Origin of the sequence: Paenibacillus sp. BK033, assembly GCF_004345425.1 — a bacterium.
Lineage (GTDB): Bacteria > Bacillota > Bacilli > Paenibacillales > Paenibacillaceae > Pristimantibacillus.
The window spans coordinates 12,772-38,899 of sequence record NZ_SLVP01000012.1; the positions used below are offsets into that span (position 1 = coordinate 12,772).

The following is a 26,128-nucleotide window of genomic DNA, read 5'->3' on the forward strand; positions in this document are numbered from 1 at the left end:
TATGTGTTTATCTTCGTTTTGACACGGCTCCACGCCTAATTATCTGAAAAAAGGCAAGTTGCTCATGCGGGTTTCCCCCCTGTTTCATACAATAGTTCAGCATCGTCCGTCGGGAGGGGACGCGTAATTGGACATCACCGCTTTTCTCCGTTGGTTGAAGGACACGATGGCTTGCACGGGCCAAACGACGAAAAATCGGATTATCCGATTTCAGCAGCAAGGTGACTATCGACGATTTCTGCAGGAATGGTCAGAAGTATCGACAGCATCCCCGGAACTGAAGCCGGTTAAGCAAATGCGCATCATTCGTGCAATTTCTTGTCAGCTCCCTGTCGAAGCAACTTTATCCGGCTTTTCCGGCGGCGTATGGATCGAAGACGACCGCCGCATTACCGTTCACACCGCAGCAAAAACCATGCCGCTGGAAAAAGGCATCCCCTGGGGCGTACAGCAAATCAAAGCTCCTCTTGCTTGGAGCACAACGACCGGACACCGCGTCAAAATAGGCGTCATCGATACCGGTGTAGACTTTAGTCACCCCGATCTTCGCCAATCGCTGTCGCGCGGCATTAACCTGCTCAACCGCAGCATGCTGCCCCATGATGACAACGGTCACGGCACGCACATCGCGGGCACAATCGCAGCCGCCAACCAGGTGCATGGCATGATCGGCATTGCGCCGCGGGCACAAATTCTCCCGGTAAAAGCATTTGACCATAACGGAAGCGCGTTTGTATCCGACATTATTCTCGGGATCGACTGGTGCGTCCGCAACCGGGTCCATATTATTAACATGAGCTTTGGCATGAAGACGCGCAGCAAAGCTCTCCTCAATGCGATAAACAACGCATATAATGCCGGCGTTATCGTAGTCGCTTCTTCGGGCAACGACGGCAAACGCCGGTCTGTCGACTATCCGGCCAGATATCCGCAGACAATCTCGGTCGGGGCAACAAACAAGCTGCGGCGCATCGCTCCGTTCAGCAACCGGGGTACGTTTATCGATATTTACGCGCCCGGCGACAAAATCTTTTCCGCTTGGCTTCGCGGCAAATATCACGAGATGAGCGGAACCTCGATGGCTACCTCCCATGTCAGCGGAGCCATCGCTTTGCTGCTGGCTCAAAAGCCGGGTTTGTCTCCCGCGGAAATAAAAGCGATCCTGAAAAAGTCGTACCTGCCGCTTAGAAGCACCAAGGCTCCCCGTTACACCGGGGAGATTGATGTCATGAAGATGCTGGGGGCGGCGGACCGATGAGGTGAGGGAGAAGGACTTTGTTTGCCGTTGGTGAGACTGGCGGCGAACAATGTATCTCCCTCCGGTTGCTGTTGTGTACAGTTTGCCTGAACAATATTCACAGGATGCAAAGTGTACACAAAGGCAAGCGCTCCGCTCCTCCTGGAGATACATCGTCCTTGCCCGCACTCAATCGGTGCTGTTGAAGGGCGAATAGAAACCGTTCCGGGATGCCTAGGAACGGTTTCTTTTCGTTGGAACGGCAGCGATTGCTGCGACTAAGCGCCCGCCTCCAAACGCAGCAAAGCCGCCAATGAAAACCGGCGGCTTTGCTTGTCGATTTGACCGGGCGGATTACATCCGCTCCGGAGCCGATACGCCAACGAGGCGGAGCGTGTTGGCGATAACGATGCGGACGGCGCCAAGCAACGCGATGCGCGCCTGGGTCTGAGCCGCGTCTTCGGTAATGACGCGTTCGGCTTTGTAATAGCTGTGGAACTGCGAAGCCAGTTCATACACATAGCGAATCAGGCGATGCGGCGCGTATTGAGCCGCAGCTTCCGACACTTCCTGCGGCAGCTCGCCGAGCTTGCGAAGCAGGTCGAATTCGGCCTCGGACGAGAGCTTGCCGAAGTCGATGCCGCTGATCGGCAGAAGAGCAACGCTTTGCTCCTCCGCCTGGCGGAAGATGCTGCAAATGCGGGCATGCGCATATTGCACGTAAAAGACCGGGTTCTCGTTCGAAGTCGAGATCGCAAGATCCATATCGAAATCCAGATGCGAGTCCATGCTCCGCATCGTGAAGAAATAACGGATGGCGTCGACGCCAACCTCGTCCATCAGATCCTGCATCGTAACGGCTTTGCCGGTACGCTTGGACATCTTCACTTTTTCCCCGTCCTGGAACAGGCTTACCATCTGCGCGATCAATACGACCAGCTTGTCCGGATCATTGCCAAGCGCGGCCATAGCAGCCTTCACGCGAGGGATGTAGCCATGGTGGTCGGCGCCCCAGATGTTGATCATTTTGTCGTAGCCGCGGCTGAATTTGTCTTGGTGGTAAGCGATGTCCGGCGTCAAATACGTATACGAGCCGTCATTTTTCACGAGAACGCGGTTCTTGTCGTCGCCGTAAGGCATTGTCGACAGCCACGTAGCGCCTTCTTCCTCGTACACTTGGCCTTTTTCCTTCAGTGCCTCGAGTGCCTTCTCCACTTGACCGCTCTCGTATAGCGAGGTTTCGCTGTACCAGATATCGAAATTGACGCGGAAGCGTCCAAGATCGCGTTTGATTTTGTCGAGTTCTTTTTCAAGACCATATTGACGGAAATATGCAAAGCGCTCTTCATCGGACAACGAAAGAAGGCTGTCGCCTTTCTCCTCCGCAAGCAGCTTGCCGAAACCAACGATGTCTTCGCCATGGTAGCCGTCTTCCGGCATTTCCGCGTCTTGACCAAGCGCTTGGCGGTAACGCGCTTCAATCGAGCGCGCCAGGTTGTTGACCTGGTTGCCCGCGTCATTAATATAGTACTCGCGGGTTACTTCATAACCCGCGAAATCGAGCACGTTGCAGAGCGCATCGCCCACGGCCGCGCCGCGCGCATGGCCAAGGTGAAGGTTGCCTGTCGGATTCGCGCTGACGAATTCGACTTCAACGCGTTGACCGGCTCCTTCTTTTGTACGTCCGTAGTTGTCTCCCGCAGCCGTAATCTCGCCGATAACGGAATATAAATAGCTTTTGTCCATGCGGAAGTTAATAAAGCCCGGACCGGCAATCTCCGCCGATTGGATACCGAACTTCTCGCCGTTCAGGTTTGCGATAATCGTCTCGGCGATTTGACGCGGGTTTTTCTTTGCCAGCTTGGTAAGCTGCATCGCCGCGTTTGTCGCCAGGTCGCCGTGCGCTTTATCCTTAGGCACCTCCAGCACAAAGGCCGGAAGCTCCTCGCGAGCCGCAAGACCGCCTGCTACCGCCGCGTCCGCAATCGCCTCCTTCACCTTCTCGTACATTTGCTCCAACACGTTCGTACTCATGGTTTCTCCTCCTGTATATGGAGCCGGTTGAGGAACCGGCCCGACAAATGTTCATTCATCCATAGTTCATACTGCCACTCAATCGCGCATGGCGGCTCCGCGGAAGCAGGCTTCCCGCCACCTTCTCCCTTGAGTTCAATAAACGCCGTTGCCGTCTCCATCTGAAACGAGGTATAGGGAGAGCGGTAGTAGCCGTTTCTTCGCGTTTCGCCGGGCACAAACAGCTGCTCCGATTCAACGACGCCCCGGCGCGTGATCAACAGCTCGTCCTGCCGGTAACGCACAAGCGTCCGAATGGGAGAAGCACTTCCCTCCACCGGCTCTTCGTACCGGATATAAACCGTCCGTTCCTTCCGGAACCATTCCCCTGAATACGTATGTACGACGGACTCCCCATCCTGGGTGCTTGTCAGCGTAATTTTAACCGCCATTCTGTCCTGCATCGCAAAAGCTCCTATATCTCCAGTCTTCTCGTATGTTACTACTATATACAGGAAGCCCCGTAATTTCAACGATTGTACGCTATTCCGGCAAGTCCAGGTACGGAACAATCGCCTTCCAAGCCCCGATTCGGTCCTCCAGATTGCGCATCTTTTGCGTGGGAATCGGACTTGTCGAAGGCAATTTCAGAAGGGTAAGATGCCGCAGCGCGGGATGATCGCGGTAATATTTGCGGTACGTATCATAAGCCTTGCTTCCATTAAAAGCAAAGCATTTCAGGCCCGGATACTTGCCTACCAAAGCCGGCAGATCGTTTGGCTCCTCATTCTTGATGTTTACGTCAAGGCTGCCCGGCCGTTCGCAGGACTTGATCACGTCAAATACGGCCATATGATGATCCTGCAAAAAAGCGAGCCGTTTCCCGTATTCCTCATCCGGTGCGCCTGCGCCAAACAAACCGTATACCATCCCCCAAAAATAATTGCGGGGGTGACCGTAGAACTGCCGGTGCTCCAGCGACTTCACGCTTGGCGCCGTACCCAGCACCAATACGCGGGCCCGCTCGTCAATGACCGGCGGGAATGAATAGATGCGCTCCGTTTGCTCTTGCTCCATATACCGTCCCACTCCTTTTTAGCTCCTGCATAGCAGCGCTTTTATCGAGAAGCCTCTATCGAGTCCTGTCATCAAAACTTACACCTTCTATTGTGGTAAAAAAAGAGACGCCTAATCCGGGCAGCTTAGTAAAAAGCCGCGGGAGAAGGTCGCCTCTTCGCACGAAACGTTACTATTAAGATTACTTCACGAGATCTTCGACAAATTTAGGCAGAACGAATGCCGCTTTGTGAAGACGCGGAGTGTAATACTTCGTTGGGATTTCAGCGATCGAAGCCTCGTCCACTTCAAGCGGGTCGTACTTCTTGCTGCCCATTGTGAAGGTCCACAGACCGCTTGGGTAGGTCGGGATGTTAGCGCCGTATACGCGGACGATCGGGAATACTTCCTTCACGTCTTTGTTTACGCTTTGGATCAGGTCGGCCTTGAACCATGGGTTGTCGGTTTGAGCCACGAAGATGCCGTCTTCCTTCAGCGCTTCGTAGATGCCTTGGTAGAAGCCGCGCGTGAACAGGTTAGCCGCAGGGCCAACCGGCTCCGTGGAGTCAACCATGATGACATCGTAAGTATTTTTATGATCATGAATATGCATGAAGCCGTCGTTTACGAGCACTTCAACGCGAGGGTTGTCCAGCTCTCCCGCGATGGTCGGCAGGTATTTTTTCGAATACTCGATAACCTTGCCGTCGATGTCAACGAGAACGGCTTTCTTCACTTTCGGATGCTTCATAATTTCACGGATAACGCCGCCGTCACCGCCGCCTACGACAAGCACATGCTCCGGATTCGGATGCGTGAAGAGTACCGGATGGGCTACCATTTCGTGATACACGAACTCATCTTTAACCGTAGTCATGACCATACCGTCGAGAACCAGCATGGTGCCGAATTCTTCCGTTTCGATCATATCGAGCTGTTGAAACTCAGTTTGTTCATTTACATACGTTTTTGTAATCTTCGCCGTAATGCCGAAGTTCTCGGTTTGTTTTTCCGTATACCACAATTCCATTTCGATAAATCCCTTCTTTCCGTCAATGGTTCACCATGTATTATAGTAGTTCGGGGCGAAAAATCAACCTTTTCTGCATGCTTCCATGAATATCGGCACCCCCGTTTTTCCATACTAAGGAAAAGGTCGTTCTTGCGAAGGGAGCACCACCATGAAGAAGCAGCAGATCAGGCCGGGCAAGCCGCGCCGCAAATATGCTTTTCCTATTATAACCGAACGTTTTCTTCCTCATGTTATGAGGTTCAAAAAAAGCCTGCGCTGGACCGCCGCTATTTCCGCCGTTGTCGTGCTTGGCGTTGTGTCCATGCTCCTCTATTTAAAGTTTCAATCGCTTCCGGTTACGTCGATTAGCCAATCCTCCCGCATGCTTGACCTGCAGGGGCAAGTGATCGATACGTTCCATACCGGAGAGAATCGCAGCTCCGTACCGCTCAAAGAAATTTCCCCTTACCTGGTGGAAGCGACGCTGGCGATCGAAGACCACCGCTTCTATGAGCATAAAGGGTTTGATATGAAGGGAATGGCCCGTGCCGTTCTGGTCAACGTGGAGACGATGTCTGCCAAGCAAGGAGCCAGCACGCTGACGCAGCAGCTCGCCCGCAACCTGTATCTCACTCATGAGAAGACCTGGCAGCGCAAGCTGAAGGAAGCCATGTATACGGTCCAGCTGGAGATGAATTATTCCAAGGACGAGATTCTGGGCCTTTATCTGAATCAGATTTATTACGGGCACGGAGCTTACGGAATTGAAGCGGCTTCCCAGCTGTATTTCAAAAAGCACGCCTCGCAATTAACGCTTGCGGAGAGCGCGATGCTGGCCGGCATTCCGAAAGGCCCCAAATATTATTCGCCGTTTATGGATATGAAAAACGCGAAGGACCGGCAGCTGACCATTCTGCATGCCATGACCGAATCCGGCGACATTACGCAGGAGCAGGCGGATGCCGCTTATAAGGAGGTCCTGAACTTCCAGCCGCTCGGCTCCGGCGAGCAGGCCGGCTTTGCTCCCTATTTCCGCGACTATATCCGTTACATTGCCGTCGATAAGCTGGGCATCAACGAGCAGCTATTTAATGAAGGCGGCGTCACGATTTATACGACGCTGGACTCTTCCGCGCAGCGTGCCGCGGAGGATGCCGTCAAGAACGGATTGGCCGGCAGCGGAGAGCAGCAGGCGGCGCTTGTTTCGATTGATCCGCGCAACGGGTATATTAAAGCCATGGTCGGCGGACGCGATTACAAGACGAATCAATTCAACCGCGCGCTTGCCGAAACCCGCCAGCCCGGCTCCTCGTTTAAGCCGGTGCTTTATCTGACGGCGCTTCACAGCGGCTTTATGACGCCGGTCACAAGGTTCAAGAGCGAGCCAACGGCTTTTACGTACGATGAGGGCCGGAAAACGTATGAGCCGCATAACTATAACGACAAGTATTTCAATGAATTCATTGATATGCGCACAGCGATTGCGAGCTCGGATAACATCTACGCAGTAAACACGATAATGACGGTGGGCGCCGACCACGTTATCGAGACGGCCCGCAAGCTGGGCATCACAAGCCCGATGAATCCGGTGCCTTCCCTGGCGCTTGGTACCTTCCCGGTCAGTCCGCTTGAGATGGCTTCCGCATTCTCCGTTATCGCAAACGGCGGCGTAAAGGTAGAGCCTGTTGCGATCTTGCGCATCACCGATAAGAACGGACGCATTATATATGAAGCGGAGCATCACGAAGAGCAAGTTATCAATCCGGCAGAAGCCTACGTGATGACCAGTCTAATGGAAAGCGTGTTCGAGGGCGGCGGTACCGCTAACCGGGTTTCTTCCATTATTAAGAGACCGGTTGCCGGCAAGACCGGAACGACCTCGACGGATGCCTGGCTCGTGGGCTATACGCCGGAGCTGGCGACCGCCGTCTGGGTAGGCTATGACAAGAACCGCAAGCTGACCGTAACCGAAGCGCACCGCGCGGCTCCGATCTTCGCCCAGTTCACCGAGCAAGCGCTATCTGCCATTCCGCCTAAAATCTTTCCGATTCCGGACGGCGTCGTTAACGTATATGTCGACCCGACGAGCGGCAAGCTAGCAGCAGCCACCTGCGCGAACAAACGCCTTGAGTCTTTTGTGGCAGGCACGGAGCCTACGGAGGTGTGCGGCGGACCTGCGGCAAAAGATGCACCCGCCGACAATGCGGCCAAGGATAACAGCCGATCCTGGTGGAATGACCTGAAGCGCTGGTGGAAGAATTAGCATCCTTTGGGACTAAAATTTGTCCGAAATATGATCAAAAAGTGAAATTTCTTTGAACAAACGCCATATACTGTGGTATAGTAGAACCAAGAAGTAAGCACTTACAAACTTTATGGGAGTGTTTCAGATGGCTACGAAAACTGCAACGGTAAGCACTGTAAAGACGGATTCGGAAGTAACAGCTGCAAGCGTGAAACGTCTCGTTACTTTAATGACTATATTCGCATGGACCTGTTTGACAGTAGGCGTGTTGTTATGCCTAATCAAAATCAGCCACTTTAGCGATAAAAATACAACTCTGATGGTTGGCGTCGGTTGCCTTGTGGGCAGCGTGTTTATTTACACGATCGGCACAGCTATCGGTCTGGTCCATGCAAGAATCCATCAGGCAAAAGAAGACGAGCAAAACGACGATCATTCCAATCCTATCTTGTGAAGTTAAATCCGCTTTGAAAAGAGCCGCCTTTTCGTCAGTAGTGACGGGAGGCGGTTTTTTGTGTTTTATTTCCAAGGAAAAAAGGTACAGTTGTCAATATAGTGAACTTTCTTTTACAGAAAAAAGACGAATTGTTGTCGTAATTGTTAAGCCAGCAGTTATTTTAAGCGACTTCTGCTAATCTTAATGACAAGAAGCAATCTTGAGGAGTTGAAACAAATCATGAGAAAGTACATTCGCTTTCTGGTTCCGTTGATGATTATGCTGATAGCCGTGATGCTGTCCGGTTGCAGCGACCAATACGTCGTCCTCGATCCTAAGGGGCCGATCGGCGAATCGCAAAAAGATCTCATCTGGATCACTGTCTGGCTGTGTGCGATCATTCTCGTTCCGGTCCTGATCCTGACTGCGATTATCGTATGGCGTTACCGCGATAAGAAAGACAACAAAGCCGGCTACCAGCCTAACTGGGAGCACAGCACAAAGCTGGAGACGATTTGGTGGGCGATTCCAATCATCATCATCGCTATTCTCGCGACGGTGACGATTAAATACACGTATGATCTCGAACCTAGCAAACCGCTTGAATCTGCTAAGCAGCCGATCACAATTGAAGCTACTTCGCTTGATTGGAAATGGCTTTTCACTTATCCGGATGAAGGCATTTCTACCGTTAACTATCTTCAAATTCCGGAGGATACGCCGATTCGCTTCCGCGTAACGGCGGACCAAGCGATGAACTCCTTCTGGATTCCGCAGCTTGGCGGCCAGATTTACGCGATGAGCGGCATGGCTATGACCTTATACCTGCAAGCCGACGAGGTTGGCGACTTCCTTGGCATGGGTGCAAACTTCACGGGCGAGCAATTCGCGAAAATGACGTTTAACGTTAAATCGACTTCGGATGCCGATTATCATGCTTGGGTAGACAGCGTGAAGCAAACGGCGCCTGCTCTTACGGAGGAGGGCTTCAAAGAGCTTAAACAGCCGGGCTCGGCCGATCAGCAGGCCTTCTCGGCATTCCCTAAAGGCCTGTTCGATCAAGTCGTTATGCAATACGTTGGCCCGAACGGTATCGATGCTCCAAACTCCGGCCAGAAATCCAAGCCTGTTCATGATGCGGAGGGTGGACACGACACAGAGTCGTCCACCACTTCTGATGAAGCTAAATCATAATGTAAGGAAAGGAGATGCACTATGCTTAAAGAATTTTGGGATTTCCTGATGAATGACTTTTTCATCACCGGCGATCCGCTTATCCTGGGTGCCCAGGTTTCCATCGGTCTTTCCATGGTAGCGATCGTCATTGCTCTGACTTACTTTAAAAAATGGCGCTGGTTGTGGACCGAATGGCTGACAACCGTCGATCATAAAAAAATCGGCATCATGTACGTTATCGCAGCGCTTCTCATGCTGTTCCGCGGAGGCGTCGACGCCCTTCTGATTCGTACGCAGCTAGCCGTACCGCAATTAGAGTTCCTGCATGCAGGGCACTATAATGCGATCTTTACCACCCACGGCGTTATCATGATCTTGTTCATGGCGATGCCTCTCATGTTCGGTCTGTTCAACATCGTCGTGCCGCTCCAGATTGGCGCGCGCGACGTAGCGTTCCCTTACCTGAACTCCCTCAGCTTCTGGCTCTTCTTCTTTGGCGCCATGCTGTTTAACGTATCGTTCGTTATCGGGGGTTCGCCTGACGCAGGCTGGCTGGCGTATCCGCCGCTGTCCGAGCTGTCCGGCAGTCCCGGTCTCGGCCAGGACTTCTATATTTGGGGTATTCAGATCTCCGGTATCGGTTCCCTTGCTTCCGGTATCAACTTCGTTGTTACGATTCTGAAGATGCGTGCGCCGGGCATGAAGCTGATGCAAATGCCGATGTTCACCTGGTCCGTATTGTCGTCTTCCATTACGATCATGTTCGCATTCCCGATTCTGACCGTGACGTTGTTCCTTCTGTTCATCGACCGTTACTTGGGCGCTCACTTCTTCACGCTTGACGGCGGGGGCAACCCGATGATGTACGTCAACTTGATATGGATGTGGGGTCACCCGGAAGTATATATCGTTATATTGCCGGCCTTCGGGGTATTCTCGGATGTCGTATCTACCTTCTCGAAGAAAAAACTGTTCGGCTACAAATCCATGGTATTCGCTCTTATGTCGATCAGCTTCTTCTCGTTCTTTACCTGGCTTCACCACTTCTTCACCATGGGCTCCGGCGCCGACGTCAATGCGTTCTTCGCGGTTACGACGATGCTGATTGCGATTCCTACCGGTGTAAAAGTGTTCAACTGGCTGTTTACGATGTTCCGAGGAAGGATCACCTTCAGCCAGCCGATGCTTTGGACCATTGCCTTTATTCCGTGTTTCGTCGTCGGCGGCATGACGGGGGTTATGCTCTCGGTTGCGCCTGCTGACTTCCAGTTCCATAACAGCTACTTCCTGATTGCGCACTTCCACCAAGTGCTCATCGGCGGCGTTGTATTTGGTTACTTCGCTGGCCTGTATTACTGGTGGCCAAAAATGTTCGGCTTCAAGCTGCATGACGGCCTTGGCAAATGGGCATTCTGGCTGTGGAATATCGGTTTCTATGTCTGCTTCATGCCGCAATACGCGCTTGGTCTGATGGGTATGACACGCCGTTTCAACGAATACAACTTCGACCTTGGCTGGCAGCCGCTTAACATCGTTTCGACGGTGGGCGCCTTCATCATGGGTCTGGGCTTTATTTTCCAAGTGTGGCAGATCGCGCACAGCATCAAGTTCCTGAAGAAAGAAAAATCCGGAGACGCATGGGGCGAAGGCCGTACGCTCGAATGGTCGATTCCATCGCCGGCTCCTATGTACAACTTCGCGCATCTTCCTGAGGTTTCGAGCTCGGATGAATGGTGGGAAGAGAAACAGCGCCGTGCGAAAGGCATTCAGCCTAAAGCGCCTGGTCCGCTGGAACCGATTCATATGCCGAAAAACTCGGGTATTCCGTTCATTATGTCTGTGTTCTTCTTCATCGCCGGCTTTGGCTTTGTATGGCACTGGACTTGGATGATCGTTCCTGGCCTGATCGGCGTTGCTTGCTGCCTGTTCGCCCGTTCCTTCGATTACGACCCGGATTACTACATTCCGGTTGACGAGATTGAGCGTACGGAAGCAGCATTAAAGGGGGTACGGTAAATGGCACACACAGTGACGCCTCATGGCGGCCATGGTCATAACGATCACGGCCACCATGATGATCATCACGATCATGAATCGATTAAGGTTCTTGGCTTCTGGATGTTTCTTATAACCGACGTTATCTTGTTCGGTACGCTGTTCGCGACGTTCTCCGTCCTGCACAACAGCACAAACGGCGGTCCTACGCCGCATGAGATGTTCGAAATGCCAGGCGTAATCGCCGAAACGTTTATCTTGTTAACATCCAGCTTTACGAGCGGTATCGCTGTTCTTCAAATGCACAAAGGCAACAAAAAAGGCCTGATCGGCTGGCTGATCGTTACGGCCCTGCTCGGCGCATCGTTTATTTTCCTTGAAGTATCCGAGTTTATCAAAATGGTTGACGAAGGCGTTACGATCGGAACAAGCGGTTACTGGTCGGCATTCTTCACCTTGGTAGGAACCCACGGACTTCACGTTTCGGTCGGTCTTTGCTGGATGGTTGGCCTGATGATTCAGATCGGCAAACGCGGTATCAATTCGGTTACCAAACGCAAAGTTACCATCGTAAGCTTGTATTGGCACTTTCTTGACGTGGTGTGGATCTTCGTCCTCACGGTCGTTTACTTGATGGGGGTGATGTAAGATGGCGGGCCCTAACACGCATGGACACGGGCATGACGAGCATGAATCCCATGGCTCGATGAAATCCTATGTCATTGGTTTCGTTATTTCCATTGTCCTTACGATTCTGCCGCTTGTTGTCGTATTGAACGATATGATGGACAAAACGCCAACCTTGATCTTTATTCTGATCATGGCGGTGCTGCAGTTCGTCGTTCAGCTCTTCTTCTTCATGCATCTTCGCGAGGAGAAGAAGCCGCGCTACAACGTCATGGCGCTTATCTTCGGCCTTGTCATCCTGGTCACGATCATTGCCGGATCGATCTGGATTATGGCTTACAATACGGTAGGATAAAAAATAAGAAGCCCTGGTCTTCTCCTTCGAGAAGCGCCCGGGCTTCTTTTCAAACTATAAGAAGCACAAGGTTTTATACGCTGCTGCATCTTCGAAAGATGGCGCAGCCGTTTTCACATGTTCTCACCGCTATGGTATGATTACGTGTAGAACGATAGGACAATACCCTCAGAGGAGGCATTTTAACGATGTTTAAACGCAATATGCGATTGCCGGTGCTTGCATTGCTTACGGCAGCGCTGCTGCTCGTCATTGCCGGCTGCGGCGGCGGCAGCAAGACCAGCTCGAACGATAACGGCACAAGCGGCTCCGGAACGGCTAACGCAACGGCAACTCCGGAAGCGACCGATCCGCCTCAGCCGGACAAGCTGCTCGGTTCCGACAAGCATCCGGTCGTAACGGTCGAGATGGATAACGGAAAGACCTTCAAGGTTGAGCTGTACCCGGAGATTGCTCCAAATACCGTCAACAACTTCGTATCGCTTGTGAAAAAAGGCTTCTATGACGGCACGATCTTCCATCGCGTCATTCCCGGCTTTATGATTCAAGGCGGCGATCCTGAGGGCTCGGGCATGGGCGGTCCAGGCTACTCCATCAAGGGAGAGTTCATGAGCAACGGCTTCCAGAACGATCTGCTGCATACGCGCGGCGTGATCTCCATGGCGCGCTCCGGCGATCCCGATTCCGCAGGCTCCCAGTTCTTCGTCATGGTTGCGGATGCACCGTCGCTCGACGGCGATTACGCGGCATTCGGCAAAGTGGTTGAAGGCATGGATACCGTTGACGAAATCGTTAATCAGGAAACCGAGAAGACGGGTGAAGGCTCCCGTCCGGTTAAGCCGATGGCGATTAAAAAAGCAACGGTCGATACAAAAGGCATGACCTTTGCCGAGCCTGAAAAGGTCAATAAATGAGAAAACCCTATCGAGGCCTCTCGAAGATGAAGGGCCGCGTTTATAGGTAGGTTTTATCGCCGAATAGAATTTCAGTTTTCAACTGTTATCAAAACTTATAAAGTCTATTGTAGTGAAAAAGGCAGTTCCTCGCGATATGCGAGGAACTGCCTTTTTTTCAACCGTATTAAAAGCCCCGCTTCTCTATCTCTATCTCCTGCGGAAGCACAAGCGTCAGCTCCTGATTGATGTTCTCGGAACCTATGGAGCCGTCTTTATGCTCGAAGCTATTAATAAGAACGTACATGGTGCTGCCTACGGTGCTTGTTGCTACCATCTTCTCCGGCTGCTTAAGCGGCTTTGGCGCCCAATATTGCACTTGTCCGAGCAGCTGGACGGCGCGCACTTCTCCTTGATCCAGCTGGATAGGACGAAGCGACTGCACCACGATTTTCTTAATGCCGTCCGGTACCTTCACCGGCTCGGATTGCACGATGGCCGTACGTTCCGTCATTTGCAGCTGGTCGCGTACTTCCCCGAGCAATCCCGTAGAAGTGAACGACGCCATCAGCAGGCTGCCCGCTCCGATAACCGCCACGTAGAACATGCTCATCCAGTCGTAACGCATAACCGGCCGTTCCTTCCCCGACAGCTTGAGGTGAAGGAGAAGCTCCGCCCCAAGCAGGATAAAAACGATAGGCGCTACCCACAGCAGCGTATTCAGCGCATCCGTACCGCTCCAGATCGACAAGGCTATGGAGACGCCGATCAGGAGCAGCGTAATGCCCATAGACAGCGAGCCTACCCGCCATTCTCTCATCGGTCTCCCTCCTCTTCTCTCATCATCTCCGCGGGATGAGGCGGAAGAGGCGCCGGCACCGAATACGATTTCCTGCTGCCGCTGCCGAACACTAGCCGGAAGCCGAGCGCAATCATCAGGAAAGCAACGATGGCGGTCGGCAGATTATATTTCAGTTTTACGTACTCCGCATAGATTCCCGGCCATGTCTGCGAAATATAGCCGCCCATTACCCGGTCGCCCAGATAATAAATGCCCAGAAGCAAGAGGCCAATTCCGATCCACTTCTGATAGGGGGCAAGCTGAGCGACCACCGCTTCGTCATGGAGCTCGCCTCTTTCGTATCGCGACATCTGCTGCATGGAATCGAAGAAGGCATAGAACCAGAGCAGCGGCATCAGGAACAAGAAAATCGTCAACCGCAGCGAATCCATTAAATAGATAGCGATGAGGAACCCGCCCATCAGCTGAAGGCCCCGCTTCTGCATGCCAAGATACAGATGTCCCGCTCCTGGGAAGAGCGACAGGATCGCGGCCAGCACTTTATTTTTCCGGCCGGTTCCCATATGGTTCTCGATCTCCTCGAACAGCGGACGGTCGCTAAGCTCCTCCCCGCGCTGCTTCCTGTGAAGCTGCTGAATCGCGTCAAAGATGCTGTAGATCCAGATCACCGGCAGCCCCAGCAGAAACACCAGAAATGCCGCGGTATTCGTCACGACACCGATAAAAACCACAACCGCGAACAATCCAAGGAAAGCAACCAGGAACGTAATGCCGCGCTGCATCAGGCCAAGCGACATATGCCCGAGACCCGGTATAAGAGACAGCATAACGGTACTGGTCTTCTCCCGCTGCTGCTCGTACGCCATGTAGCCCGGATCAAACGGGATATCTCCCCGCTCGCCGTAAGGCACCGCCGGCGGCTTAGGCGACAGCAGCGTCACAACCATATCGATCATATTAATAAGCCAGCTGAGAGCGGCCGTGAATAAGAAGAAGAAGCCAATATCTCCCCCGTCCCCGGATTGTATAGCAATAAACAAAAGCATTAAGGAACCAAAGAACCCTCCTCCATACAGCAGGCAGCGAAACGGACGGCCTAGGTAGGCATGCCCGACGCCCGGAATAAAGGACAGCAATAAAGCGACTACCGGATTTTTTGACATTTCGTCTTTCCTCTCCTCCATCAATAATACTTACTTATTTGAATCGGTCTTTCTCCAGCTTATCGAACCAGGAAGAAGTGCGCGTGACCATCCGGTCGGACCAAGTTGGCCCTTGCGGCGGTTGTTCGTCGTCCTTCTCAACCGTTTGCCCGGTGGTGGCGGAATGGGAATCCATCTCCCCCAGCTTGGCCGAGAGTCCGCTAAACGTTCCTGTGCCAAGCAGCAGCAGGGTAATGGCCGCTGCGGCGGCAAAGTGAACAACGGGACGCTGCAGGAAAGACTGGCGGCGGGCAGGCTCCGCCCGCATAACCGGGTTCTTTCTTGCCGACTCGGCGAGCAGAATATCGACAACCCGCTTTCCCAGCTTTTTCATATCCGGAATAACAACAGCCTTCGCCCCTGCCGCTCCATCAGATGCGGGATCCGATTCCGCAACCTCCGATGCCTCTATCGCGTTCATAAAAAGCGCCATGCACGGCTCGCAAGCCGCGATATGCAGCTCAATCCTCTCCCGGTTATGCTCGGGCAGTTCATCACCGATATAAGCTGCGAGGTCGGCTGTTGTCACATGATCCTTCCACTCTTGCTCATTCATTCGAAGTCCTCCTTCCGCCAATGCCGCTTGATCCAGTTGCGTGCCCGGTAAAGCCTCGACTCTACGCTTTTTTTCTCGAGTCCGGTCTGAACCGCGATCTCCTCGTACGATTTGTTCTCCATATAATAAGCGGTCACGACTTCACGGTAATTGTCCGGCAGCTGTTCCACCTGCTCGCGCACCTGCCGCTGCTCTTCGCGGTCTATAACGGCCGTCTCAACGGCCAGCCCGCGGTCTGCGATAATCCCTTCCGCTTCAAGCCCCGTCAAGCTGTCCATCAGCTCCTCGGGCTTGCGCATCCGGCTTCTCTTCCAATCAATCGCCTTATTGACGGCTATGCGGGTAATCCACGCCTTGAAGCCGTCCATTCGGAACTCCGGGAGGGAGCGATAGATTTGCAGCAGCGCTTCCTGCGTCACGTCCTCCGCATCATGCGGCGAACGGATGACAGCAAACACGGTTCTATAGATATAAGGCCCATATTCGTCAACAAAAATCTGAAACGCCGCAGGACCGCCGTTCTTGATGGCCGTGATCCATTGTTCGTCTTGTATCTCGCTCTCCTCCCTTCCCGCTATAATAGACGACAGCTTACCCCTCAACCCCTGCACTACTTTTGAAAATAATTTTTTAAAGAAAAAACCGGGGATCGCGCGGCCATCCGCCTTACGATCCCCGGTTATTAAATTCATTGTCTACGCCAATGCTTCCTTAAGCTCTTCAGGCGAATTATTCCACCATTCTTCATTATGTTCGGCCAGAAGCTTGCGGTAGGCCGCCTTCTCTTCCGCATCCAGCTCCTCAAGCTTATACTTGCGTTTAATCGCAGCATCCAGCTTGTTCACATGATCGGCGAGAATCTTCCAGCCGCGGCGCGCTTCCGTATCAATCCACATCTCGCAGGCCGTAGCTCCCGCGTAATACGAACCTGTCTCGCCCCGTTCAACGGCAGTCCATACGATCCAGCATTTGCGGCCGTTCGGGCAGTCTTCTTTATTCGGACTGAACTTGATGCCGCGCTCCACCTTGCTCTTCGCATGCATCGCTCCGTCATCGATATAGGCTACGCCATTATCAATAATGACGCAGGATACTGCGCTTAAATCTATCGTTCCGGCTCCAAAGCCTTTATGTTGTTTGTTGCTCACGACGTTAAGAGAGAGGGATTTCTTCTCTTTTTTTTCCGGCTCTTCCGGCTGTCCTTGCTGCTGCGTCATCGCTCTTCCACCTTCCCCGTACAATAATTCCATTTTAGCTAATAATCCGCGAAAAGCAAACATATACATGCTGTAGATGCTTGTCACGGGAGGGAATTGTATCATGTCTCCACGCTACGTCAAACGATTGTTGCTGTTTACGCTTACCGCCGTCCTGCTCGGCCTCTCCATCCAGCAGGGCTTCGGCCGCGCTTGGCAATCCCAATATACCTATGCTCTCGCCCCTGCCGCCAAAGCAGCGACCGATTCTGCGCCAAAATCGGCCAAGCCGCCCGCCTCGTCCCAACCGGACAACGTGGCTCCGAAGCCGCAAGCGCTTAGCAAACGGATTACCGAATATCATACCAACGTCTCCCTTCGCGACGATATCCGGTATCTCGACGGCAAGCAGACCGTCACCTGGACGAATCCGGGCAAGAAGACGGTATCCGAGCTGTACTTCCATCTCTATCCCAATGCCTTCATGTCAGGCAACACCACGTTTATGAAGGAATCCGGCGGCAAGCTGCGCTCGGACAAAGCCACCGAAGCGAGCCAGGGCTACATGAAGCTGCTGACGCTCGAGACGACGGAGGGGGAAAGCCTGCTTCCGCGGCTGCATTACGTTCAGCCCGACGACAACAATCCGAATGATTTTACGCTGGCCAAGCTTAAGCTGCCCGAACCGGTTGCCCCCGGCAAATCGGTCACCCTGGAGATGAGCTTTGAAGTGAAGCTGCCCGAAGTGTTCGCGCGGATGGGCTACTCCGGCAATTACGTGATGGCGGGCCAATGGTTCCCTAAACTTGCCGTGTACGAGACGGCGGGAACGAGAGGCCGCACGACGGAAGGCTGGAATACGCATCAATATCACGGCAACTCCGAGTTTTACAGCGACTTCGGCATTTACTCCGTCCGCATCCAGGTACCGGAAACGTATACCGTTGCGGCAACCGGCTTTCAGACGAAGGCTGTCGAGAAAAAGGACAACCGGGCGATCTACCAATTCTACGCCGATGACGTGCATGACTTCGCCTGGGCCGCTTCCCCGGACTTTATCTATTACGAAGACACGTTATCCGGCCCCGGCATTCCGGGTGTGCGTATCAAGCTGTACCTGGACCCCGCCCACGCGGAATTGAAGGACCGGTATATGCATGCCGCCAAATCCGCGCTCTCCAAGTACGGCCAATGGTATGGCGAGTACCCGTATTCCACCTTATCGGTTGTAGTTCCGCCTAAGGGCGCTAACGGCTCCGGAGGGATGGAGTATCCTACTCTCGTCACCGCCTTCGCCGCCGAGACGGACAATCCGGGCTACAGTCTAGAGAGGACCGTCGTGCATGAGGTCGGGCATCAATACTGGTACGGCATGGTTGCCTCGAATGAATTCGAAGAGGCCTGGCTTGACGAAGGCTTTACCTCCTACGCGGAAGACAAGGTGATGGCGAGCGAATACGGCATTGAAGCCAATCTGCCTCTCGAAGCAAGCTATATGACCGATCCCGCTCCGCTCAAGCAGCCGTCCTGGGCTTACTCGAGCAACAATGTCTATGCTGAAAATGTGTACATGCGGGCGAAGCTCGTGCTCATCGGTATCGAGAAGCAGGTCGGCGAGAAAATGATGCAGAAAATTATGCGCACCTACTTCCAGAAATATAAGTTCAAGCATCCGACCAGCACCGACTTCCAGCACGTTGTGGAGCTGGTAACCAAGCAGAAATGGACCAATTACTTCGACCAATATGTCTATGGCAATCAGATGGCCGACGTATCCGTTGAGTCCATTAGCGTCAATCCGGTCGACCAAGATGGAACCCCGATGTACGAATCGGTTGTCCTTCTTCAGCGCAACGGGGGCTATAACGGTCCGGTTCCGGTTGTCCTGAAGTTCAAGGACGGCACCATTGTTCCGAAGTCCTGGGATCCGTCAGAGGCTCAGGTGGAGTACAAAGTTGTCCATAGCTCTCCGCTCGAATGGGTAGCTGTCGATCCGCAGCATACGAACGTGCTCGACAACAAGCATATCAACGATTATATGAAGGCGGACTTATCCGAAGTTACGCGTACCCGTTGGAGTCTGGGGGTCTCTAACGTCATTCAAGGTCTGCTCGGATTATTAGGCTGGTGAGAAAACCTCTATCTACGCCTTTCGAAGTAAGAATTGCTTCGCAATTCTTTTAGGAGGAATAGCCATGAAAAATCATATGATGCAGGGCTGGCGGCTCGCGATGAAGCACTTTTATATCGTTATCCTGCTATTCCTGTACCAGCTGCTGTGGGGATTTTTCCTGTACCGGTTTATTGACTCGGTCGTAGCGCCGCTGCTGCGGCGTTTTCCGGATCAATCCCCGTCCAAAGCAGCCGTCCAGCTGTTTTTGAGCGAAGCGCAGTTCCAAATCATGAAGACGGATTTGCTTACGCCGTACCTGTGGCTGCTTGGCGGCTTATTCGCGGCAAGAATGCTCCTCTCTCCGTTATTTAACGCGGGGCTTCTCTACTCCCTGCAGCATTCGAACGATGCAGGAGGAACGCAGTTCCTGCAGGGCATTCGCCGGGCATGGAAGCCGGTCACCCTCCTCTACTGGATCGAGACGATTCTTACTCTTGCTCCTGCTTGGTGGCTGGCTCCCAAAGGACTTGACGCCCTGCTTCACAGCCGCTCGATTGGGGCCCTGCTGCAGCAGACCCTTCCTGCTGCGGGAGGCTGGCTGTTATGGGGTATCCTGCTTCATCTGCTGTTCCTCGCCATGCAGCTTGGGGCGACGAGCGGCAAGGCCGGCGGTATGTTCCAGTCCCTGGGCACAGCCGTCAAGCATCTTCTTCCTTTTGCCGGACTATCGCTTCTCATGTGGGCAATCGGCTCGGGCATCGGATTGTTTGTCAGCGGCTTCTCCTTGGTATGGGCCGGCTTTATCGCCCTTCTTGTCCACCAGGGCTATCATCTTGTCCGCACCTTAATGAAGGTATGGACTCTAGCCTCCCAATACGACGTTTTAAGATCGAAGGAAGTTTAAAATTTTCTCATAATTATAGAAGACGCCCGCCCTGCGACCTAGTCGCGGCGCGGGTTTTTCGCGTTTTTTCGAGGCTTCTTGTCCGCCATTCTCCAAACAAATCAACATATCGGCTAGCAAAACCACATAGTAAAGAGTTAGTAAATCTTTATAGTGCTTCTCTGCTAGTCTGCTCGCCCTACTTTAAGACTATGAACCGCAGGATACAAGCTTTTCCGCTTCGATTAGTCAAAAGGTTGCATGAGAATTATTAGAATTTGCCACATAGAGGAGGAGATAAGCGAAAATTACCGAATAGTTACCAAGTACATAAAACAAACTGCCTAATTCCTTGTACTGGAAACGGGGGAACCACCTTTGGGTGAATTGACTTCGACGTCCGAATGATTCTATCGGCGCCCGAGAAGTCATAGGGATCCTTCAACCGAACCCCACAGCTAACCTCGTCGGCATTGGAAGGAGCTTTACCGCTTTGAAAAAGGTTACAGCACTACTTCTTGGACTTGCGTTAATGCTGGCTTTTCAGGCTGGAAGCGTTTTCGCAGACTCCAAAATGGACGGCATTGTCAGTGATTTGATGGGCACGCCGTACGTTGCAGGTGGAACATCCACGAAAGGATTCGACTGCTCCGGATTTACTTCTTACGTATTCGACAAAATGGGCATCGATCTTCCTCGTACATCCACTTCGCAATCTCAAACAGGTAAGAAGATCGCAAAAAGCGATCTAGTGGCCGGAGATCTCGTGTTCTTCAACACGAACGGTCGTGGTGTATCTCATGTCGGCATTTACGTAGGAGATGGCAAGTTTGCTCATGCATCGTCCAGCAAGGGCGTTACGATAAGCAACCTTAGTGACTCTTATTATGTCAACCGGTATGTGACTGCTCGACGTGTCATGGACCCTAGCACTTTTGAAAAATATGCCGACGAACAATAGAATCCGGCAGCCGCTTCAATCGGGGCGGATTGGCCAGGATTCCTGCAATAAAGCCGCATGCAGCTTGTCCCACCGGACAAACCGCATGCGGCTTTATTGTTTCCCGCTATTCTATTCAGGCAGCTGCCGTCTGCTGCTTCCGACCGAATGCCAGCATCGCAAGCAATACGAAAAACATCGCGATGAGAAAGGCTCCAAGAATCCAGACCGTGCGGTCCGCACCATAATTGTCCATCATCCACCCCGTTAATTTCGGGAAGATCGCTCCGCCTACTCCTCCGCAAGCGACAAGCAGACTGGTTGTCCGCTCCGTCATGCCCGGAATAAGCCCATTCGCGAACACAAGCGCAATCCCGAATACGCCGGAGAAGAACAATCCGCTTAGGCCAATGAGTACCATCATTCCGCTTAACTGGCCAACGGCCCCCATCGCAAGAATAACAACGCAGGCTCCGGCAATCGCAACAAACAGATAGCGGATGTATCCGACGCGATCGGCCAGCCGGCCGGCGAACAGACGACCAAGGATCATCGTGCCCCAGAACAGGCTAAGAGCGGAAGGGGCATTCGCCTCCGTCATACCGGAGCGTTCGATCATAATGGAAGGCAGATAATTGGAGAAGCTCATTTCCACGCCGACATAAATGACGAAAAATAACGCCGACAGCAGCAAAAACGGAATCGAAGCTCTCTTATAGCCGAACCATCCCTTCGGACGCGGTTCGCCAGCTTCCCGCTCCGCCGCGGCTTTCTTCCCTCTGGCATGAAAACCGATTTTGTCATCGATTGGCCCAAACGATAACGTCATCCATAAGATAAAGGTAATGCCGGCCAGCGCCGATAGGATCGGGAAGGATAATTGCCACACCTCATACCTGATCAATATGCTCGCCATCGTTGGCATCAGGAAGGCCCCGATTCCAAAGAAGGTTTCCAGCTTGGTCATCGCATTGGCCTTGCCATTCTCTTCCGCCAGATCAATCACCATGGCTCCGATAACGGATTCCGTCATCCCGAAGCCAAAGCCGGCAAACAAGGCGATAAACAGCATCAGCCCCCAGGATTGGGGAGTGAGGCTGTAAGCCGCTTCCCCAAGCGTCAGGAGACCAAGCGAGAGAAGAACTCCCCCTCTTTTGCCCAGCTTGGACGTAATAAACGGGGATAGCAATACGCCCACCAGAAAACCAAAGAACTGATTCATCATCCATTGCCCGCCGTCGTCATAAGACAAACCGTATTTATCGAGCATCTGCTCCATTACCGATCCGCCCACAACATGAGCTAATCCAATTACGAGATAAGACAAACAGCCAAGCGCTATTAATTTCCGCATCGTAAAAGTTCTCCTTCGTTGTCCTTCGCCAAATCCTCATGAAGTCGATTACCGAAATGTTATAATGGAAAGAAACCTATAGATTCTTAATTAATGAGGGTACATCCATGACTAATTTTACCGATGAAGTACATTATAAACCATCTCTCGAGGACATGACTATCCAGCCGCTGGAAATTGAACATGCCCGGGAGATCTGCGGATGGCAATACGAACCGCCCTACGATCTTTACCGCTGGCCTTCTTGGGATACCATGCAAAAAGACGAGATCGAATTTGGCGACCCCGTCCTGCGGCGCATGCAATATGCGGCTGTCGTGAATCGCGATCAGGAACTGATCGGCTTTGCCCAATTCTTCCCCATTGTTGGCGTTACCCGCCTCGGCCTCGGCCTTCATCCCGCTTTATGCGGCAGAGGCATCGGCCCCGGCTTTATGCGGCTGCTGGTCCGTGAAGCCCAGCGACGGGCACCTCGGAACAGCATTGACCTCGAGGTGCTGACCTGGAACGCGCGGGCTATTCGCGCCTACGAAAGGGCCGGCTTTGCCATAGAGGATACCTATGTACGTCCAACGCCGCAAGGGCCAGCCGAGTTCCATTGTATGGTGTACCAGTCTACTCTTTAATATCCCTATAACCGGTAATAATCAGGCTCGGGATCCTTCATATCAACGAACAAAATAATGCCGGGCTTCACCAGTACCGATACCGTCCGGATCCAAGCCCTTGAATCCAGGTCGGTATAGGCGCGGGAAACCATGGTGCGGCGATTCTCGCTTAATTGAACGACATTCGGAACGAAATACGGACGCCAGCTCCAGTTGGCCCCGCAGTATTCGTCCTCCCGCTGCCAGCTTCCGTCTTCGCGCCTGGAATAGTTGGAGGAAATCTGAATGCCGTCTTCCCGGCAAAGGTAGACGCGGATGCTGTTGTTCTCCAACTCCTGCAGCAGACGGACAGCCCACTCGTTATCCTCTTCCTCCAGCTCCTCGAGATGACCAATCCGGTCGATCTTGCCGGACAGCCTGTCCGACAAATAACGCCAGTAGCTCTCCGAATAGAGCTGCAGCTGCCGGTGCGCTTCCAGTTCTTCCTCCAAAAGGGCCGAAAAACGGGACGGCTCGTCGAAATCCGGCTCGGCCTTTGCAAGCAGAAAGCCCTGTACGTACCGGGCGCCGGCCTGGATCGCTCTCGCCAAATCCTGTTTGGTCTCCACGCCTTCGGCCAACAGCGAAGCCCCAAGCTGATCGGCCAGCGCGGAGAGGGAACGGAGCGTACCCAGATAGCCGTCATGGCTCGCGCTCCGCTTCAGCATATGAATGTCGATTTTCAGAATGTTCGGCTGAATCAGCGCAATCCGGTCCATGCCGCTAAAGCCGCTGCCAACATCGTCAATGGCAATCAGGCAGCCCTTGGAGCGGTACAAATCGATAATTTCGCGCAGCTCCTCGATCTCGCCATTAAAGCTTTCTTCCGTTATCTCTATGACTACTCTGCGGGGATCAACCTTGTATTTATCCAGCAGAGACAAGGTATACAGCTCCCCCGATTGCACGCCGCGGTGCATCCAGTTCGGCTTCAAATTAATAAACAGCATCGGAGGCTGCGGGGTTGCGCCTATTTTCCGAAAAGCCTGTTCACGCAAAATCCGGTCAACCGCGATATGATCCTGGGTCGGTACGGCGGCATCGCAGAAGAACGGTCCCAGACTGCGGACCGCATCGTCCTTGCAGGCTCTCCCCAGCACCTCGTAGCCCACTATTTTTCTTGTATCAAGCGCGATGATCGGCTGATAAAAGGCAGACAGCTGCTCGCCATCCAGCTGCAGCGTCTGCGGTAACGTCGTATTCGATAAGCAATCGTTCGTCACGCTCACGCTCTCCCTTTGCTGCCTTTATGTCAACCGAATCATGCGGGTCACGTTGTCTCCCTGCGACACTTCGATGACATGATGCTTCGGATGATACGTAATCGCCCCTCTGCCAACCTCGATTACCGGCTGCTCGCCAAGCCCGAAGAACACATCGTCGGCAAGCGCCTCCATGACTTCATGCCGGTCGTCCGCCCCAAGCGCCGCCCATTCTTCCTCTTCCATCTCGAAGAACGCGTAGCTGCCTTCTACCTCGCTTACCGCTTCCGTCAGTTCCTTCAATATATCTGCATACTCTCTTGCATGTCTAACTCCCATTATAGGTCAACCACCTTTACCATAATTATCTTCTATACTCATTTTACCGCATTTTCACGAAAATTAACGCCCTCTCTCTTAAATCATTTCCGAAAGTCTAATTTCCGTACGATAACTTGTCGATATAAGAACTAGAGATTTGTCGAAAACGTACTGGACGGGGTGCATGATGAAAAATTCTACAATTATCGGTATTATATTAGGACTCGTAGCGGTACTGGTTGGCATGACGCTGAAGGGTGCCGCTCTTAGCAATCTGTTAAATCCCGCCGCTTATATGATTATCGTCCTCGGGACCATTGCTTCGGTTATGATCGCCTTCCCGATGTCGGAGCTTTCCAAGGTCGGCAAGCTGTTCAAGATCGCCTTCAAGGAGCAGCCGCTGATGCCCCGCGAGCAGCTGATCGAGAGCTTTATGGAATGGGCTTCGATTACCCGCCGCGAAGGTCTTCTTGCCCTGGAAGCCAAGGTCGAGGACATTGAAGATACCTTCCTCCGCAACGGCATGCGCATGATTATCGACGGAAATGACCAGGATTTCGTCCGTGACGTCCTGCTCGAAGATATTTCCGCAACGGAGGACCGCCATAAAGCAGGTGCCCTGATCTTCACGCAGGCCGGTACCTACGCTCCAACGCTGGGCGTGCTTGGTGCCGTAGTGGGTCTGATCGGCGCGCTTGGCCACATGGACGATATGGAGACCCTTGCCCATTCCATTGCGGGCGCCTTTATCGCAACGCTGCTCGGTATCTTTACCGGTTACGTGCTGTGGCATCCGCTTGCGAATAAGCTGAAGCGATTGTCCAAGAAGGAAGTACAGCTTCGCCTGATGATGGTAGAAGGCCTGCTATCGATTCAATCCGGTGTATCCACGATCGCGATTAACCAGAAGCTGTCTGTATTCCTCACCCCGACGGAACGGGCGGCTATGAGGGAGAAGGAGGCTGGCGCCGGTGAAAAAGCGTAAGCATGACGATCACGATGATCATATTGACGAATCATGGCTTATTCCCTATGCCGATCTGCTGACCCTGCTTCTCGCGTTGTTTATCGTATTGTATGCGGCAAGCTCCACGGATGCCAGAAAGTTCGAACGGATGAGCGAGGCTTTCAGCGCTGCCTTTAATTCGGGAGCCGGTATTCTGGACAATCCTTCGGTTATCAAGTCGGGCGAGCAGCCACAGCAGCAAATCGAGGACGAGAAGAAGACCAGCAAGGACCAGCGCGAGGATCCGGAATCCAATCTTCAAGAATTGATCAAAAAGGAACAGGAAGACTTGGAGAAGCTGAAGAAGCAGCTGGACCAATATATCAAGAAAAATGGCTTGTCCTCGGAACTTGAGACAAAGCTGAATCAATCGCAGCTGATGATTACGATCAGCGACAATGCCTTGTTTGCATCCGGCAGTGATGCTCTCAAGACGGAATCGAAGGAGCTGGCAGCCAATATCTCCAAGATGCTGGAGCCTTATACCGGCTATGAGATTGTCGTATCCGGCCATACGGATAACCAGCCGATCCGGACGCAGAACTTCAAGTCCAACTGGGATCTGAGCTCCTCAAGGGCGATCCGGTTTATGGACGTGCTTCTGGAGAATGCCAAGCTGAAGCCTGAACGGTTCAGCGCCATCGGCTACGGCGAGTATCGTCCGGTAGCCTCCAACGATACGACGGCCGGACGCGCGAAGAACCGCCGGGTTGAAGTATCGATCATTCGCAAATATGTCGATTCGAGCAATACCGGGCAAATTCCCGCAACGCCGAAGCAGTAAGAATACGTCGATCGAAGCCATTCGCTGATAGACGACCGCGTTTCTATTGCAGGCCTTTAAAGAAAACTCCCCTGATA

At 52.8% G+C, this 26,128-nt stretch carries 26 protein-coding genes and 1 riboswitch; of the genes, 14 read left to right on the forward strand and 12 right to left on the reverse strand.

All coding sequences use genetic code 11. The features are described 5' to 3' along the window. Positions 1 to 127 precede the first annotated feature (127 nt). Complete coding sequence (locus EV294_RS26545; RefSeq protein WP_132312450.1) at positions 128 to 1,258, forward strand: S8 family peptidase; 1,131 nt, start codon at positions 128 to 130, stop codon at positions 1,256 to 1,258. Positions 1,259 to 1,591: 333 nt separating this feature from the next. Here the strand turns inward: EV294_RS26545 and argS are convergent, their stop codons facing one another. The 4 genes from argS to speE all read right to left on the reverse strand — a co-directional run bounded on the left by argS (position 1,592) and on the right by speE (position 5,336). Continuing rightward, the gene (argS, locus tag EV294_RS26550; protein ID WP_132312452.1) at positions 1,592 to 3,271 is read right to left on the reverse strand and encodes an arginine--tRNA ligase; all 1,680 of its coding nucleotides are present in this window, start codon (positions 3,269 to 3,271) and stop codon (positions 1,592 to 1,594) included. Then, complete coding sequence (locus EV294_RS26555; protein WP_132312454.1) at positions 3,268 to 3,714, reverse strand: YwiB family protein; 447 nt, start codon at positions 3,712 to 3,714, stop codon at positions 3,268 to 3,270. The genes argS and EV294_RS26555 overlap by 4 nt, the downstream gene beginning before the upstream one ends. 79 nt (positions 3,715 to 3,793) lie before the next feature. Further along, on the reverse strand, positions 3,794 to 4,327 hold the full coding sequence (locus EV294_RS26560) for a DNA-deoxyinosine glycosylase (RefSeq protein WP_132312456.1): 534 nt from the start codon (positions 4,325 to 4,327) through the stop codon (positions 3,794 to 3,796). Positions 4,328 to 4,508: 181 nt separating this feature from the next. Further along, complete coding sequence (gene speE, locus EV294_RS26565; RefSeq protein WP_132312458.1) at positions 4,509 to 5,336, reverse strand: polyamine aminopropyltransferase; 828 nt, start codon at positions 5,334 to 5,336, stop codon at positions 4,509 to 4,511. Between the two features lie 151 nt (positions 5,337 to 5,487). Between speE and EV294_RS26570 the strand changes: the two genes are divergently transcribed. The 7 genes from EV294_RS26570 (at position 5,488) to EV294_RS26600 (ending at position 13,066) form a co-directional block, all read left to right on the forward strand. Then, positions 5,488 to 7,581 (forward strand): transglycosylase domain-containing protein, encoded by a 2,094-nt coding sequence (locus EV294_RS26570; RefSeq protein ID WP_132312460.1) that lies wholly within the window; start codon positions 5,488 to 5,490, stop codon positions 7,579 to 7,581. Positions 7,582 to 7,708: 127 nt separating this feature from the next. Beyond that, on the forward strand, positions 7,709 to 8,017 hold the full coding sequence (locus EV294_RS26575) for a hypothetical protein (RefSeq protein WP_207918201.1): 309 nt from the start codon (positions 7,709 to 7,711) through the stop codon (positions 8,015 to 8,017). Positions 8,018 to 8,239: 222 nt separating this feature from the next. Continuing rightward, a complete protein-coding gene (gene cyoA, locus EV294_RS26580) occupies positions 8,240 to 9,193 on the forward strand; it encodes a ubiquinol oxidase subunit II (protein ID WP_132312462.1) in 954 nt (317 codons plus the stop codon). Positions 9,194 to 9,214: 21 nt separating this feature from the next. Beyond that, positions 9,215 to 11,191, forward strand: coding sequence for a cbb3-type cytochrome c oxidase subunit I (locus tag EV294_RS26585; RefSeq protein WP_132312464.1), 1,977 nt, complete (start codon positions 9,215 to 9,217; stop codon positions 11,189 to 11,191). Continuing rightward, positions 11,192 to 11,818: a cytochrome o ubiquinol oxidase subunit III gene (gene cyoC, locus EV294_RS26590; protein WP_132312466.1), complete on the forward strand. Its 627-nt coding sequence runs from the start codon at positions 11,192 to 11,194 to the stop codon at positions 11,816 to 11,818. It begins immediately after the preceding gene. Between the two features lies 1 nt (position 11,819). Next, complete coding sequence (gene cyoD / locus EV294_RS26595) at positions 11,820 to 12,152, forward strand: cytochrome o ubiquinol oxidase subunit IV (protein WP_132312468.1); 333 nt, start codon at positions 11,820 to 11,822, stop codon at positions 12,150 to 12,152. 188 nt (positions 12,153 to 12,340) lie between these two features. Beyond that, a complete protein-coding gene (locus EV294_RS26600) occupies positions 12,341 to 13,066 on the forward strand; it encodes a peptidylprolyl isomerase (RefSeq protein ID WP_132312470.1) in 726 nt (241 codons plus the stop codon). Between the two features lie 166 nt (positions 13,067 to 13,232). Here the strand turns inward: EV294_RS26600 and EV294_RS26605 are convergent, their stop codons facing one another. The 5 genes from EV294_RS26605 to EV294_RS26625 form a co-directional block, all read right to left on the reverse strand. Further along, a complete protein-coding gene (locus EV294_RS26605; protein WP_132312472.1) occupies positions 13,233 to 13,865 on the reverse strand; it encodes a hypothetical protein in 633 nt (210 codons plus the stop codon). Next, positions 13,862 to 15,010, reverse strand: coding sequence for a hypothetical protein (locus EV294_RS26610; RefSeq protein WP_132312474.1), 1,149 nt, complete (start codon positions 15,008 to 15,010; stop codon positions 13,862 to 13,864). Before EV294_RS26610 ends, EV294_RS26605 begins: the two co-directional genes overlap by 4 nt. Before the next feature lie 34 nt (positions 15,011 to 15,044). Next, complete coding sequence (locus tag EV294_RS26615; RefSeq protein ID WP_132312476.1) at positions 15,045 to 15,605, reverse strand: anti-sigma factor family protein; 561 nt, start codon at positions 15,603 to 15,605, stop codon at positions 15,045 to 15,047. Beyond that, a complete protein-coding gene (locus tag EV294_RS26620; protein WP_132312696.1) occupies positions 15,602 to 16,216 on the reverse strand; it encodes an RNA polymerase sigma factor in 615 nt (204 codons plus the stop codon). Before EV294_RS26620 ends, EV294_RS26615 begins: the two co-directional genes overlap by 4 nt. 84 nt (positions 16,217 to 16,300) lie before the next feature. Next, positions 16,301 to 16,822 carry a YwhD family protein gene (locus EV294_RS26625; RefSeq protein ID WP_132312479.1) on the reverse strand — a complete coding sequence of 174 codons (522 nt, stop codon included), beginning with the start codon at positions 16,820 to 16,822 and terminating at the stop codon, positions 16,301 to 16,303. Between the two features lie 103 nt (positions 16,823 to 16,925). Here EV294_RS26625 and EV294_RS26630 point away from each other — a divergent pair, with 103 nt between their 5' ends. From EV294_RS26630 to EV294_RS26640, 3 genes are all read left to right on the forward strand, one after another. Then, positions 16,926 to 18,932, forward strand: a complete 2,007-nt coding sequence (locus EV294_RS26630) for a M1 family metallopeptidase (RefSeq protein ID WP_132312481.1) — start codon at positions 16,926 to 16,928, stop codon at positions 18,930 to 18,932. A 64-nt stretch (positions 18,933 to 18,996) separates the two neighbouring features. Beyond that, on the forward strand, positions 18,997 to 19,818 hold the full coding sequence (locus EV294_RS26635) for a hypothetical protein (RefSeq protein ID WP_132312484.1): 822 nt from the start codon (positions 18,997 to 18,999) through the stop codon (positions 19,816 to 19,818). 310 nt (positions 19,819 to 20,128) lie between these two features. Next, positions 20,129 to 20,285: riboswitch (cyclic di-AMP (ydaO/yuaA leader) on the forward strand. Positions 20,286 to 20,290: 5 nt separating this feature from the next. Then, positions 20,291 to 20,758 carry a C40 family peptidase gene (locus EV294_RS26640; protein ID WP_243711810.1) on the forward strand — a complete coding sequence of 156 codons (468 nt, stop codon included), beginning with the start codon at positions 20,291 to 20,293 and terminating at the stop codon, positions 20,756 to 20,758. 115 nt (positions 20,759 to 20,873) lie between these two features. On the opposite strand, the gene EV294_RS26645 is transcribed toward EV294_RS26640, so the two are convergent. Continuing rightward, the gene (locus tag EV294_RS26645) at positions 20,874 to 22,091 is read right to left on the reverse strand and encodes an MFS transporter (protein WP_132312487.1); all 1,218 of its coding nucleotides are present in this window, start codon (positions 22,089 to 22,091) and stop codon (positions 20,874 to 20,876) included. Between the two features lie 107 nt (positions 22,092 to 22,198). Here EV294_RS26645 and EV294_RS26650 point away from each other — a divergent pair, with 107 nt between their 5' ends. Then, positions 22,199 to 22,717: a GNAT family N-acetyltransferase gene (locus EV294_RS26650; RefSeq protein ID WP_132312490.1), complete on the forward strand. Its 519-nt coding sequence runs from the start codon at positions 22,199 to 22,201 to the stop codon at positions 22,715 to 22,717. A 5-nt stretch (positions 22,718 to 22,722) separates the two neighbouring features. On the opposite strand, the gene EV294_RS26655 is transcribed toward EV294_RS26650, so the two are convergent. Beyond that, positions 22,723 to 23,961: an EAL domain-containing protein gene (locus tag EV294_RS26655; protein ID WP_132312492.1), complete on the reverse strand. Its 1,239-nt coding sequence runs from the start codon at positions 23,959 to 23,961 to the stop codon at positions 22,723 to 22,725. 24 nt (positions 23,962 to 23,985) lie between these two features. Next, complete coding sequence (locus EV294_RS26660; protein ID WP_132312495.1) at positions 23,986 to 24,279, reverse strand: hypothetical protein; 294 nt, start codon at positions 24,277 to 24,279, stop codon at positions 23,986 to 23,988. A gap of 169 nt (positions 24,280 to 24,448) precedes the next feature. Between EV294_RS26660 and motA the strand changes: the two genes are divergently transcribed. Together motA and motB are read left to right on the forward strand one after the other, a co-directional pair. Further along, on the forward strand, positions 24,449 to 25,246 hold the full coding sequence (motA, locus tag EV294_RS26665) for a flagellar motor stator protein MotA (protein ID WP_132312498.1): 798 nt from the start codon (positions 24,449 to 24,451) through the stop codon (positions 25,244 to 25,246). Beyond that, complete coding sequence (gene motB, locus EV294_RS26670; RefSeq protein ID WP_132312501.1) at positions 25,233 to 26,051, forward strand: flagellar motor protein MotB; 819 nt, start codon at positions 25,233 to 25,235, stop codon at positions 26,049 to 26,051. Before motA ends, motB begins: the two co-directional genes overlap by 14 nt. Positions 26,052 to 26,128: the final 77 nt, after the last annotated feature.